The 12864-nt window shown below is 70.3% G+C and carries 12 protein-coding genes; 6 read left to right on the top strand and 6 right to left on the bottom strand.

The window, feature by feature from the left end; genetic code table 11:
• Positions 1–2 precede the first annotated feature (2 nt).
• Positions 3–596: a TetR/AcrR family transcriptional regulator gene (locus ACZ54P_RS15070; protein WP_465462116.1), complete on the top strand. Its 594-nt coding sequence runs from the start codon at positions 3–5 to the stop codon at positions 594–596.
• On the opposite strand, the gene dmpG is transcribed toward ACZ54P_RS15070, so the two are convergent.
• Both dmpG and ACZ54P_RS15060 read right to left on the bottom strand, forming a co-directional pair.
• Positions 587–1621: a 4-hydroxy-2-oxovalerate aldolase gene (gene dmpG / locus ACZ54P_RS15065; protein WP_465462115.1), complete on the bottom strand. Its 1035-nt coding sequence runs from the start codon at positions 1619–1621 to the stop codon at positions 587–589. The two genes, ACZ54P_RS15070 and dmpG, sit on opposite strands and share 10 nt — an antisense overlap.
• The gene (locus ACZ54P_RS15060) at positions 1618–2520 is read right to left on the bottom strand and encodes an acetaldehyde dehydrogenase (acetylating) (protein WP_465462114.1); all 903 of its coding nucleotides are present in this window, start codon (positions 2518–2520) and stop codon (positions 1618–1620) included. The genes dmpG and ACZ54P_RS15060 overlap by 4 nt, the downstream gene beginning before the upstream one ends.
• A 41-nt stretch (positions 2521–2561) precedes the next feature.
• Between ACZ54P_RS15060 and ACZ54P_RS15055 the strand changes: the two genes are divergently transcribed.
• A complete protein-coding gene (locus tag ACZ54P_RS15055) occupies positions 2562–3329 on the top strand; it encodes an IclR family transcriptional regulator (protein WP_465462113.1) in 768 nt (255 codons plus the stop codon).
• Positions 3330–3375: 46 nt separating this feature from the next.
• Here the strand turns inward: ACZ54P_RS15055 and ACZ54P_RS15050 are convergent, their stop codons facing one another.
• Both ACZ54P_RS15050 and ACZ54P_RS15045 read right to left on the bottom strand, forming a co-directional pair.
• A complete protein-coding gene (locus ACZ54P_RS15050) occupies positions 3376–4086 on the bottom strand; it encodes an MBL fold metallo-hydrolase (protein WP_465462112.1) in 711 nt (236 codons plus the stop codon).
• Between the two features lie 17 nt (positions 4087–4103).
• Positions 4104–4628 (bottom strand): DinB family protein, encoded by a 525-nt coding sequence (locus ACZ54P_RS15045; protein ID WP_465462111.1) that lies wholly within the window; start codon positions 4626–4628, stop codon positions 4104–4106.
• 41 nt (positions 4629–4669) lie between these two features.
• Here ACZ54P_RS15045 and ACZ54P_RS15040 point away from each other — a divergent pair, with 41 nt between their 5' ends.
• Positions 4670–5521 (top strand): DMT family transporter, encoded by an 852-nt coding sequence (locus tag ACZ54P_RS15040; protein ID WP_465462110.1) that lies wholly within the window; start codon positions 4670–4672, stop codon positions 5519–5521.
• On the opposite strand, the gene ACZ54P_RS15035 is transcribed toward ACZ54P_RS15040, so the two are convergent.
• Together ACZ54P_RS15035 and ACZ54P_RS15030 are read right to left on the bottom strand one after the other, a co-directional pair.
• Positions 5502–6539 carry a FecCD family ABC transporter permease gene (locus ACZ54P_RS15035; protein ID WP_465462109.1) on the bottom strand — a complete coding sequence of 346 codons (1038 nt, stop codon included), beginning with the start codon at positions 6537–6539 and terminating at the stop codon, positions 5502–5504. The genes ACZ54P_RS15040 and ACZ54P_RS15035 overlap by 20 nt on opposite strands.
• Before the next feature lie 23 nt (positions 6540–6562).
• Positions 6563–7606 carry a FecCD family ABC transporter permease gene (locus ACZ54P_RS15030; protein ID WP_465462108.1) on the bottom strand — a complete coding sequence of 348 codons (1044 nt, stop codon included), beginning with the start codon at positions 7604–7606 and terminating at the stop codon, positions 6563–6565.
• Between the two features lie 278 nt (positions 7607–7884).
• On the opposite strand from ACZ54P_RS15030, the gene ACZ54P_RS15025 reads away from it, so the two are divergent.
• From ACZ54P_RS15025 to ACZ54P_RS15015, 3 genes are all read left to right on the top strand, one after another.
• The gene (locus ACZ54P_RS15025) at positions 7885–9570 is read left to right on the top strand and encodes an ABC transporter ATP-binding protein (protein ID WP_465462107.1); all 1686 of its coding nucleotides are present in this window, start codon (positions 7885–7887) and stop codon (positions 9568–9570) included.
• Positions 9567–11324 carry an ABC transporter ATP-binding protein gene (locus tag ACZ54P_RS15020; RefSeq protein WP_465462106.1) on the top strand — a complete coding sequence of 586 codons (1758 nt, stop codon included), beginning with the start codon at positions 9567–9569 and terminating at the stop codon, positions 11322–11324. The genes ACZ54P_RS15025 and ACZ54P_RS15020 overlap by 4 nt, the downstream gene beginning before the upstream one ends.
• Positions 11325–11437: 113 nt before the next feature.
• A complete protein-coding gene (locus ACZ54P_RS15015) occupies positions 11438–12523 on the top strand; it encodes an iron-siderophore ABC transporter substrate-binding protein (protein WP_465462105.1) in 1086 nt (361 codons plus the stop codon).
• The last annotated feature ends 341 nt before the right edge of the window (positions 12524–12864 follow it).

The following is a 12864-nucleotide window of genomic DNA, read 5'->3' as shown; positions in this document are numbered from 1 at the left end:
TCATGGCCGGCCGAAGCTGGGCAGGCACCACCCTGGACGACCGCAAGGCCGCCCGCCGGGAACAACTCGTCGAGGCGGGCCTCGACCTGCTCGGCACCCAGGGCAGCGCCGCGGTGAGCGTGCGCGCGGTGTGCCGCCACGCCAAGCTCACCGAGCGATACTTCTACGAGAGCTTCGCCGACCGCGAGGAACTGGTCGTCGCGGTCTACGAGCACATCGGCGAGCAGGCGAGGCAGGCGCTGGTCGACGCGGTCAGCGACGCGGCCGAACCCGCCGAACGGGCGAAGGCCGCTGTCCGCGCCTTCGTCGAATTGATGCTCGACGACCCGCGCAAGGGCCGGGTGCTGCTGCTCGCGCCGATCACCGATCCCGCGCTGACCACCCGCGGGATCGCGCTCCTGCCCTCCTTCGCCGAGCTGGTCAGCGGGCAGCTGTCCCACGGTGACGCGGCGATGCGGCAGATGACCTCGATCGGGCTGGTCGGCGCGCTGAGCAACGTGTTCATCGCCTACCTCGACGGTTCGCTCAAGGTGAGTCGCGAGCGGCTGATCGACCATTGTGTCCGCCTCGTGCTCGGCGCCGACCGTCAACTCTGACCGCGTTCGGCGACCAGCTGCAGGGCGATGTCGATGATCATGTCCTCCTGCCCGCCCACGTACTTCGCGGCGCCGACGCGGTAGAGGATTTCGTGCGCCGGAACGTCGTAGCGCTCGGCGGCGCGCTCCGCGTGCAGCAGGAAACTCGAGTACACGCCCGCGAATCCCTGCACGATCGACGATCGGTCCATCACCGGCAGCCGGGTGATGTAGGGCTTCACGACGTTCTCCGCCGCGTCCATCAGCACGTCCTTGTCGACGCCGGTGCGGATCCCGAGCCGTTCGAACGTCGCCGCGAGCACCTCGGTCGGCGAATTGCCCGCGCCCGCGCCGAGTGCCACCAGCGAACCGTCGATCTGCCGGGCGCCGGCGCGATAGGCGAGCACCGAGTTCGCGACACCGAAGCTCAGGTTCTGGTGCCCGTGGTAGCCGACCTGCGCCTCGTCCCCGAACTCCGCCACCAGCGCGGCGATCCGGTCGGAGGCCTCCTCCAGGATCAGCGCCCCGGCGGAGTCGACGACGTACACGCACTGACAACCGGCGTCGACCATGATCCGGCCCTGTTTCGCCAGCGCTTCCGGCGTGGACATATGGGACAGCATCAGGAAACCGACCGTCTCCAGGCCGAGCTCCCGCGCCGCGCCGAAATGCTGGACGGAGACGTCGGCCTCGGTGCAGTGGGTCGCGATCCGGACCGCGCCCGCGCCGAGATCGGCCGCCACCCGCAGGTCGCCGACCGTGCCGAGGCCGGGCAGGAGCAGCACCGCGATCTTCGCCTGGCGTGCCTCGTCGACCGCCGCTTCGATCAGTTTCCGTTCGTCCACAAGGGAAAAGCCGTAGTTGAAGGTCGAGCCGCCGAGGCCGTCGCCGTGGCTGACCTCGATCAGCGAGACCCCGGCGTCGTCCAGCGCGCGGACGGTGTCACGCACGTTCTTCTCGGTGAATTGGTGCGCCATGGCGTGACTGCCGTCGCGCAGGCTCGTGTCGACCAGCCTGACCTCACGGTCGATCTCGTCCCACTTCACGCCGCCACCTCCTGCGTGGCCAGCAGCTCGCCGACGCGGGCGGCCGCGGCCGTCATGATGTCGAGGTTCCCGGCGTACGTCGGGAGGAAGTCCCCGTTCCCGGCGACCTCCAGGAACACCGCCACCCGCGCCTGCCCACTCCACCCCAGCCTCGGCGGGTCGTACTGCGGATCCGCCTTGAGCGTGTAGCCCGGCACGTAGGCCTGGACGGTTTCGACCATCCGGTGGATGGATTCGGTCACCGCGTCGAAGTCCGCGTCCGGGTCGATCGCACAGAACACCGTGTCCCGCATGATCATCGGAGGTTCGACGGGGTTGATGATGATGATCGCCTTGCCGCGGCTCGCTCCCCCGACGAGCTCGATCCCGCGCGCGGTGGTCGCGGTGAACTCGTCGATGTTCGCCCGCGTACCCGGCCCCGCCGAGCGCGACGAGACGGACGCGACGATCTCCGCGTAGGGCACCGGCGTCACCCGGGACACGGCGTGCACGATCGGGATCGTGGCCTGGCCACCACAGGTGATGAGGTTGACGTTCGGCACGTCCAGCCGTTCGGGCAGGCCGACCGCCGGGCAGGTGAACGGGCCGACCGCGGCCGGGGTGAGGTCGATCGCGCGGATCCCGGCGGCGGCATAGCGCGGAGCGTTCGCCAGATGCGCCTTCGCGGAAGTCGCCTCGAAGACCAGGTCCGGCAGTTCGTCGCGGGACAACAGCCAGTCGACGCCCGCCGCGGACGTCTCCAGTCCCAGCTCGGCGGCCTTCGCCAGCCCGTCCGAGGCGGGGTCCACGCCGACCATGTATCGCACCTCGACGTGTTCGCTGCGCCGCAGCTTCGCGAGCAGGTCGGTGCCGATGTTCCCGGGGCCGACGATCGCGGCCACCGCTTTCCGTTGCGCCATGCCAGGTGACGTTTCCCGAGTGGATAGGGCACACTCAACCCATGCGTGCCGCTGGGCGGAACGATGACCCGGAACGAGCCGGGGCGGACGGCCTCGTCGCCGCCCGCGTCACCGCGCTGCTCTCGGCCTTCCGGCCGGGCGACGACGCTCTCGGCGTTTCCGAACTGGCGCGGCGGACGGGGCTGGCGAAGTCGACCGTCCACCGGCTCACCGGGCATCTGGTCTCGACCGGACTGCTCGAACGCGAAGGCTCGGCGTTGCGGCTCGGGCTGAAGCTGTTCGAGATCGGCCAGCTGGCGGTGCGGCGCCGCGGACTGGTCGAGGCGGCACGCCCGTATCTCGCCGATCTCCGCGAGGCGACGCGGAACACCGTGCATCTAGCGGTCTTGGAGGGCACGGAAGTCGTCTATCTCGACATCCTTCGCGGACCCGACGCGCCGTCGTTGCCGTCCAGGATCGGCGGCCGTTTTCCCGCGCACGCCACCGGGGTCGGGAAAGCCATTCTGGCGTTTTCGCCCGAATCCGTGGTGACCCAGGTTATCGATTCCGGGCTGCCTCGGGTGAGTGTCCGGACGATCACCGCCGCCGGTCTGCTGCGCCGTCAGCTCGCGAAGGTCCGCGGTGACGGGATCGCTTTCGAGCGCGAGGAGTCCGGCGTCGGCGTCGTGTGCGCCGCGAGTCCGCTGCTCGACGCGAAAGGCGTCGCGGTGGCGGCGTTGTCGATTTCCGGCTGGGCCAACCGCATGCACACCAGCCGCGTCGCGCCCGCGGTCCGGACCGCGGCGCTGGCGCTGTCGCGCACTTTGTGAGCGCCTCAGCGCCCTTTCCCGCATTTAGAGGACTAAACGCGGCGGGTCAGCCGCCGAACATGACGCGCCACTCGTCCAGTGACTTCGGCCGGAACACGAAGTTCGTGTCCTTCACGTGCGAGAGGTTCGCCGACGGTTCGGCCGAGTACTGGTGTCCCGGGTAGACGACCGGATCCCCGTCCAGCCCGGCCAGCCACTGCAGGCTCCGGTAGATCGCTTCCGCGTCACCGCCGGGGAAATCGGTGCGGCCGCAGCCTTCGAGGAACAGTGTGTCCCCCGAAACGAGCCGTCCGTCGACGAGGAAGCACTGGCTTCCCGGGGTGTGCCCCGGCGTGTGCAGCAGCCGGATCGGCACCGCGCCGACCTGGAGGACCTCGTCGTGCTCGTGCGAGCGCAGGTCATTCTCCGAGACGCCGGTGATCCGGCGGACCCACTCGGCCTCCGCACCGTTGACGTGGATCGGTACCTGGACACGCTCCAGCAGTTCCGCGATCCCCGGCAGCGAGAAGCCCATCATCTCGCCGCCGACGTGATCGGGGTGATGATGCGTGGCGAGGACGCCGGTCAGCCGCATGCCGTCGGCTTCCAGGAGGTCCAGCAGATCGCCGACGGCGTACGCCGGGTCGACGATGACGGCCTCGTTCGTCTCCCGGTCGCCGATCAGATAGGCGAAGTTGACCATCTGGGTCGCGACGGGATCCCCCACCGCGAAGTCGCGGCCCGCGAGCAATTGCCGGAAGTACAGCCTGTCAGCCATGCGCACACCTTACGGCGCTACTCCCCCGTGGTCCCGTCGGCCAGCTCCCGCAGGATGTCCAGATGCCCGACGTGCCGCGCCGTTTCCTGGACGACGTGCGCGAGCACCCAGCGGACGGTGAACTTCCCCGACCGGCGGGCCCGGTCGTCCGGCGAGACCCCGGCCAGCGACGACTCCGAGCGCGCCCACTCGGCGCGGTAGGCCTCGACGACCGAACGCGGGTCGTCGTCCTCGGTCAGGTCCCAGCTCGGATCCGGTGAGCCTTCCCACAGCGACGGCAGCTCCGCGCCACCCGCCTCGATCGAGAGCCACCAGCGCTCCACCGCGGTCAGGTGTTTGAGCAGCCCCAGCGCACTCATCCGCGGCGACGACGGCAGCGGGGTCGCGGCCGCCTGCTCCCTGGTCAGCCCGGCGACCTTGTTCACCGCGGTGGCGCGCAGGAAGCGCAGGAAATCCCACTGGATCCCGGCCTCGTCCTCGGCGATCCCGTCCGGCCAGGCCCGCTCCACCGGCTCGGCCGCACTCGAACTCGTGTTCGACATGCGGCCACCCTACCCGCCGGACGGGACTAGGCTGACGCTCCATGTGGTGGGGATTGGCCTGCGCGTTCTTCGCGGCCTGCGCGTACGGGATCGCTTCGGTGATGCAGGCGATCGCCGCGAAGGCGACTTCGGGCGACGAGGGCCGCGTCGATCCCAAGCTTCTCGTGCGGGTGCTGCGGCAGTGGAAGTTCGTCGCGGGTCTCGCGCTGGACGTCGTCGGATTCGTCGCCCAGCTGAGCGCTTTGCGCGTGCTGCCGCTGTTCGTGGTCCAGGCCGCGCTGGCGGGAAGCCTCGCCGTGACCGCGGTCGCGGCGCGGACCCTCGGTGTCCGGCTGGGCCGTCGCGAGTGGACGGCGGTCGCGGTCGTCTGCGCGGGGCTCGCGTTGCTCGGGATGTCGGCGGAAAGCGAAGGCTCGTCGGCGACCGGGTTCGGCTTCCGGCTCGTGCTGATCGGCGCGGTGGTGGTCCTCGGCACGGCGGGGATGTTCGCCGGCCGCGCGCCGCGGCGGATCCGGACCCCGGCGCTGGGCCTGATCGCCGGGTTGTGTTTCGGCGTGGTCGCGCTTTCGGGCCGTGTGCTGCCCAGTCTGGCCCCGCTCGACCTGCTGACCGACCCGGCCACCTACACGCTGGCCGCGGCGGGCGCGATGGCGATGCTGTTCTACGCCACCGCGCTGCAACGCGGCAGCGTCACCACCTCGACCGCGATGATGGTGATCGGCGAGACCGTCTTCCCGTCACTCATCGGGGTTGTCGTGCTCGGCGACACCACGCGACCCGGGTTCGCGGCCGTGGCGGTGGTCGGTTTCGTGTTCGCGGTGTCGGCGGCGCTGGCACTGGCCCGCTTCGGTGAGCCGGCCCCGATCGAACCGATCAGCGCGCCGCTCGGTTGACACCTCGCCGGGCCACCAGCAACCACGCCAGGTACAGCCCGCCGATGGCCCCGGTCACGAGACCGACGGGCAGGCCCGCGAGGACCTGCTGGGTGATCAGGTCGCTGCTGACCAGCAGGAGCATGCCCATCAGCGCGGCCGCGGCGAGTCCTGGCCCCGAAGACCGCGTGAGCCGCTTCGCCAGCTGAGGCGCGGCGAGGGCCAGGAACGCGATCGGACCGGCGGCCGCCGTCGCGATCGAACACAGGCCGACGCTGACGCCGAGGAGAACTATCCGGCTTCGCTGAACAGGCACGCCGAGCCCCTTGGCCGAATCGTCACCCATTTCCAGCAGGGAAAGCCTTCTGCCGTAGACGCAGGCGGGTGGAAGCAGGACGGCGATGGCGATCGCGACCGGGACGACGTGCTCCCATCCGCGGCCGTTGAGCCCGCCGACCAGCCACGCCTGCGCCGCCAGGCCGTCCTGCCAGGAGGCCCTGGTGATCAGGTACGAGTTGAACGCGAGGAGCATCGCGTTCACCCCGATGCCGACGAGGATCAGCCGGAAGGCGTGCACGCCGCCTTTGAACGCGAGCAGCGCGATCAGCACCGCGGTCACGATGCCGCCGATCAGCGCGCCGAGCGAGACCGCGAGCATTCCACCGTGGACCACCACGATCGTCAGCAGGGCGCCTGCCGACGCGCCCTGGCTGAACCCGATGAAATCGGGGCTACCCAAGGGATTCCCGGAAAGGCTCTGCAGGATCGCGCCGCTGACCGCGAGCGCGCCGCCGACCAGCAGCGCGGTCAGCAGCCGCGGCAGCCGCAGGGTGGTCACGATGAACTCGGTGCTCCGGTCACCGAAGCCGAACAGCGTCTGGATGACTTCGCCGACGGTCAGCGGGTAGTCGCCGGTGGTCATGCTGACCGCGCCGACGAAGAACACGGCGATGACCAGCAGGGTGACGACGATCGCCGCCCGCGGGGTGACTCGCAGGGACAGTCCGCCACCCGGGGTGCGCAGGACGCGGGTGCTCATCGAGGGTCGCTCCTTGATCGCGGTCACAGCCTGGCCAGCTTCCGACGGCGGCACAGCGCGATGAACACGGGTGCTCCGATGAACGCGACGACGATACCCGCCTGCAGTTCCTCCGGCGGGTTGAGCACGCGGCCGACGACGTCGGCGCCGATCAGCGCGATCGGCGCGAGCAGCATCGAATACGGCAGGACCCAGCGCTGATCCGGGCCGGCCAGCAGGCGCGCGGCGTGCGGCACGGCCAGCCCGAGGAACAGGACCGGTCCGACCGCCGCGGTGCCGGCACCGCAGAGCAGGGTGATCACGATCGCGCCCAGCACCCGGGTGCGGCCGACGTGGGCGCCGAGCGCCTTCCCTGTCTGGTCGCCGAGCGCGAGCACGTTGAGCGGCCGGGCGAGCAGCAGCGCGATGACCGCGCCGACCACCACGAACGGCGAGATCTGCCAGAGCACGTCCCATTTGCGGCCGCTGAGCGAACCGACGTTCCAGAACCGGAACTGGTTGAACGTCTCGGGCATCAGCAGCAGGATCGCGACGATGTAGGCCTGGAGCACGGCCATGACGGCCGAACCGGCGAGGACGAGGCGGTCGGGGGTCGCGCTACGGCCCGCCGAGCCGAGGAGATAGACCACGACCGAGGCGATCGCCGCTCCGGCGAAGGCGAACCAGATGTAGCCGAGCACGCCGGAGACCCCGACGAAGGCGATACCCGAAACCACCGCGGCCGCGGCGCCGGTGTTGACCCCGAGCAGGCCGGGGTCGGCGAGCGGGTTGCGGGTGAGCGCCTGCATCACCGCGCCCGCCAGGCCGAGCGCCACGCCGACGACCACGCCCAGCAGAGTCCGCGGGATGCGCTGGTCGTGGATGATCACCGCGTCGGTCGAGCCGTCGTTGTGCCACAGCACCGACCAGGTCGAGGTGACCGGGATGCTCTTCGACCCGACCCAGATGCTGAGCAGGAACACCAGCGCCAGCAGGGCGAGCCCGAGCACGAGACCGCCGGCGCGGAACGTCCGTGCCGCCGCGCTCGGCGGGGACGCCGCGGCGGGCGCGCGTTCGGTGACGACCACGGAACCTCCTTGGGTGAGCCTGTTGCCGGAGCTGCGGATGTACCTCACGACGTGACCGAACGCGTGAACCCGCCACGGCCGACGGCCCCGGGATCGCGGTGGCAGGGCGCCTCATCTGCCACCGCGACGTGGAAGACCAGGCGACGCCCTGCCGACGTCGATCGCGGACGCGGGTTCACCAACAGACACTGAGGCGAGGCTAACCGAACGCCGGAGTTCACCTCAATGAGCTACCGACTTAGACTAGCCTTACCTACCCCTGAGAGATGGAGGCGCCGGTGCCCGCAGCGGCCACCACCAGCCGGAGCGTGCTGCGCCAGGCGATTTCCGGGCAGCGACGCCAGGTCACGCTCGCGTCCGTGCTCGCCGCCGGCCACCAAGGCGGTGAAGCACTCGTCCCGGTGATCATCGGCGTGGTGATCGACCAGGCCGTCGCCGGTGGCTCGGTGGGCACGCTCGTGTTCTGGCTCGCCGTGCTCGGCGTGGTCTTCGCGGGACTGTCCTACAGCTACCGGTTCGCCGCGCGCGCGGCCGAAGGCGCTTCGCTGCGAGCGGCACACGAAATCCGGATCGCGATCAGCAGGCGCGTCCTGCATCCGCGTGGCGGCGCCGAAAACGGCAAGCTGGCGGGCGAACTGGTCAACATCGGCACCAGTGACGCGCAACGGGTCGGGGTCGTGAACGCCGCCCTGCCGTTCGGGATCGCCGCGCTCGCCGGAGTGCTTGTCAGCGCCATCGCCCTGCTGCGCATGTCGCTGCCGCTGGGTCTCCTGGTCCTCCTGGGCACGCCGCCGCTGCTGTATCTCGCGCATATCGTCGGCAAGCCGCTGGAACGCCGCAGCGAGGCCGAACAGGAGCGGTCCGCGCACGCTTCGGGGGTCGCCACGGATCTGGTCGCCGGGCTGCGGGTACTCAAGGGCATCGGCGCCGAATCGACCGCCGTCGCCCGCTACCGCGACACAAGCCAGCACTCGCTGAAGGCGACCTTGCGCGCCGCCAAGGCCAAGGCCTGGCACGACGGCGCGGTGCTCGCGCTGACCGGCGGTTTCATCGCGGTCGTCGCCCTCGTCGGCGGGCATCTCGCGTCGTCGGGCTCGATCAGCGTCGGCGATCTGGTCGCGGCGGTCGGTCTCGCGCAGTTCCTGCTCACCCCGTTCCTGATCTTCTCGTGGGTCAACAGCGAGCTGGCGCAGGGCCGCGCGTCGGCGTCCCGGGTCGCCGACCTGCTGACCACCCCGACCGCGGTCGGCGCGGGCGACGGCGAACTTCCTGTGCCCGCCACTGGGAACGTCCAGCTCACCGGCGTCTCGTACGGCAGCCTCCGCGGTGTCGATCTCGACATCCCGGCCGGGCAGCTGGTCGGTGTCGTCGCCACCGATCCGGCCGCCGCGACCGACCTGCTCGACTGCCTCGCCCGCGCGGCCGACCCGGCCGAGGGTCAGGTCCGCGTCGACGGCGTCGATCTGTCCACTGTGGACCCCGGCCGGGTGCGGGAGGTCGTCTTGGTCGCCGCGCACGACGCGGACCTGTTCGAAGGAACGCTGGCGGAGAACGTCCACGCCGGCGGTCCCTCGCGCGACGCGGCGCTGGCCGCGTCTGCGGCGGACGAGGTCGCGGATGCCCTGCCGGACGGGATCGAAACCGCGGTCACCGAGCGAGGGCGCTCCCTCTCCGGCGGGCAGCGGCAACGCGTCGCCCTCGCCCGCGCGCTCGCCGCGGAGGCACCGGTCCTCGTCGTGCACGACCCCACGACGGCGGTCGACACGGTGACCGAGGCGAAGATCGCCACCGGGCTCGCCCGGCTACGACAAGGACGGACCACGATCCTGGTGACCACGAGTCCCGCACTGCTCGCCGTCACCGACCGCGTCGTCGTCCTCGACGACGGCCGGGTCACGGCCGAAGGCGGCCACGCCGAACTCGCGCTCGATCGCGCCGACTACCGCGCGGCGGTGCTGTCATGAGCCGCGAACTCCTCCCCACCGCCGACGGCAAGCGGATTCGCGCCGTCCTCGGCGAACTCATCCGCACCTCGAAGGCCCGTGCCGCCGGCGCGCTCGCGATGCTCGTCGGCGCGACCGCGATCGGGCTGCTCACCGCTCCCCTGCTCGGCCATATCGTCGATCTCGTCGTCGGGAAACGACCGGCCACCGAACTGACGACGCCGGTGGTGGCGCTGGTGCTGGTCGCCGTCGCGCAGGCGATCGCGACGGCGCTGGGTGTCTCGCTGACCGCACGGCTCGGCGAAACCCTGCTGGCGGAACTGCGGGAGCGGTTCGTGGACCGCGCCTTGAGCCTTCCGCTGGAGCAGGTCGAACGCGCGGGCTCCGGCGACCTGACCGCCCGGGTCACCAACGATGTCACGGTGGTGGCGAGGGCGGTCCGCGAGGCCTTGCCCGAACTGGGCCGTTCGGTGCTGACCATCGTGCTGACCCTCGGCGCGCTCGCCGTCCTCGACTGGCGGTTCCTCCTCGCGGCGCTGCTGGCGACCCCGATCCAGCTGCACACCGTGCGCTGGTACGTCCGCAACGCCGTCCCGTTGTACGCGAAGCAGCGGATCGCGACGGGTTCTCAGCAGCAGCAACTGCTCGACACGATCGGCGGCGCGAAAACCGTCCGCGCGTTCCGGCTCGCCGACGCCCACGTGGAGCGCGTCCGGCAGCGCTCCGAGGGGGCGATGGAACTCATGCTGCGCGGCGTCCGGCTGATGACGAAGTTCTTCGCCAGGCTCAACCTTGCCGAGTTCGTCGGTCTCTCGGCCGTGCTCGCGGCCGGTTTCCTCTTGGTGGGGAACAACGCCGTGACCATCGGCGCGGCCACCGCGGCGGCGTTGTACTTCCACAGCCTGTTCGGTCCGATCAACACCGCGCTGGCGCTGGTGGACGACGCGCAGGCGGCCGCGGCGAGCCTCGCCCGGCTGGTCGGGGTCGCCGACCTCCCCGCGCCGCACGAGCCTCAGCGGCCCGCGAAACCCCTTGACGCCTCGGTGAAAGTGGCCGGGATCTCGCACTCCTATGTGGACGGACACCCGGTATTGCGCGACGTCGACCTGAGTCTCGCCCCCGGCGAGCGGGTCGCGCTGGTCGGGGCGAGCGGTGCCGGGAAGACGACACTGGCCAAGCTGATCGCCGGGATCCACACCCCGGCCACCGGCACGGTCTCCGTCGGCGGGGTGCCGCTCGACGAACTCGGGCCGTCCGCCACCCGGCAGGCGGTCGCGCTGATCAGCCAGGAGGTGCATGTCTTCGCCGGTTCGCTGGCCGACGACCTCCGGCTCGCCCGTCCCGACGCGTCCGACGCGGATTTGCTGGCGGCACTGGAAAAGGTCGGCGCCCGCGGCTGGGCGGAGGCGCTGGGCGAAGGTCTCGCGACCGTGGTCGGCGAGGGCGGGCATCAGCTGACGGTCACCCAATCCCAGCAGCTGGCGCTGGCCAGGCTGGTCCTCGCGGATCCGCCCATCGCGATCCTCGACGAGGCCACCGCCGAAGCCGGGAGCGCGGGCGCGAAAACCCTCGAAGCCGCCGCGGCGGCCGCACTCGCAGGCCGGACCGGTCTCGTCGTCGCGCACCGGCTGACGCAAGCGGCGGCTTCGGACCGTGTCGTCGTCCTCGACGCGGGCGTGGTCGTCGAAAGCGGGACGCACGACGAACTCGTGGCCTCCGGTGGTCGGTACGCAACGCTTTGGGCGGCCTGGTCGGACAACCGTTCACGGACGTGATCCGGGACGCAGCAGCACCGGTTGCATTCGGCCGTTCGGCGTCTTAGGTTAGGCAAACCTGAATATCGATTAATCCGGCATTGCGCCGGACCGCCGATCAAAAAGGACGGACGATGGCCCGAATCCCCACTCTCTCCGCCGTGCGCGGGCGCCTGAAGACCGCCGGTGTGCTGGCGTCCTCCCTGGTGCTGGCCGCCTCGCTCACCGCGTGCGGAGGTAGCGGCGAGTCACCCGCCCCGGCCGCGCAGAACTCCGCCGGTTCCGCGGTCGACGCCAACGCGTTCCCGACGACGATCGAGCACAAGTACGGCAGCACCACCATCACGCAGGAACCCAAGCGCGTCGTCACGGTCGGCCTGACCGAGCAGGACGCGCTGCTCGCCCTCGGCGTGGTCCCGGTCGGGGTCACCGAGTGGCTCGGTAAATTCCCCGGCACCATCGCCCCATGGGCGACCGACAAACTCGGCGGCGCCGCGCTGCCCGAGGTCCTCAAGGACGTCGACGGACCGCAGTACGAGAAGATCGCCGCGCTGAAGCCGGATCTGATCATCGCGCTGTATTCCGGGCTCACCAAGGAGCAGTACGACAAGCTGAGCCAGATCGGCGTCCCGGTCGTCGCGCAGCCCAAGGAGTACAACGACTACGGCATCCCGTGGAACGAGGCGACCAAGAAGGTCGGCCAGGCCGTCGGGCGTGCCACCAAGGCGAACGAACTGGTCAAGGGCGTCGAGGACAAGTTCGCCCAGGTCCGCAAGGAGCACCCGGAGTTCCAGGGCAAGTCGGCGCTGATGGCGTCGACCTACGAGGGTTACTTCGTCTACGGCAGTCAGGACGGACGCTCGCACATCCTCGAATCGCTCGGCTTCAAACTGCCGGCCGACCTCGACGCCGCCATCGGCGACAAGTTCGGCAAGAGCCTCAGCGCCGAACGGACCGACCTGCTCGACCGCGACGCGCTCGTGTGGCTCATCGACACCCCGGCCAAGGCACAGGAGATCCTCGGCAAGGACGCGCTCTACAGTGGCCTGAAGGTGGCGAAGGAAAAGCGCGAGGTCTTCATCGAGAACGAAGGCACTTACGGCAGCGCGGTCTCGTTCGTGACCGTGTTGAGCCTTCCGTACGTGATCGACCGGATCGTCCCGCAGCTGTCCGCCGCGGTCGACGGTGATCCGAAGACCGAGGTCAAACCGGCCAACTGAGCCCTTGTGGGCAGGAAACGGGGCCGCGAGCGAAGAGCTCGCGGCCCCGTTTTCGGGTGCGTCAGGCGTTGAGGCTCTGCGGGCTGGCGCTGTGTCGCGAAAGCCACTTTGGAGACGTCTGATGCCCCGAAAGAGGCTTTCGCGACAAGGCCGTCGACCCCGCCGCAGCAGCACCAGTCACAACGGCTGCGCGTGAAGGCCCCTTCCACCTTCTCGAGTACGTGATGGCCCCCTTCCTGTACCTAGGCGCCGGAGGTTCGTGCGTCCAGCGGGAACCTGGATCAAACCCCGCACTCACGTGCTCTGAGCCGTATCCCACGTGCTCAAAGGCGGATCTCGCG

The sequence above is a fragment of the Amycolatopsis sp. NPDC034160 genome (assembly GCF_055575355.1).
The sequence above is the reverse complement of the archived record's forward strand: the minus strand, read 5'-3'. Positions and strand labels throughout refer to the sequence as shown.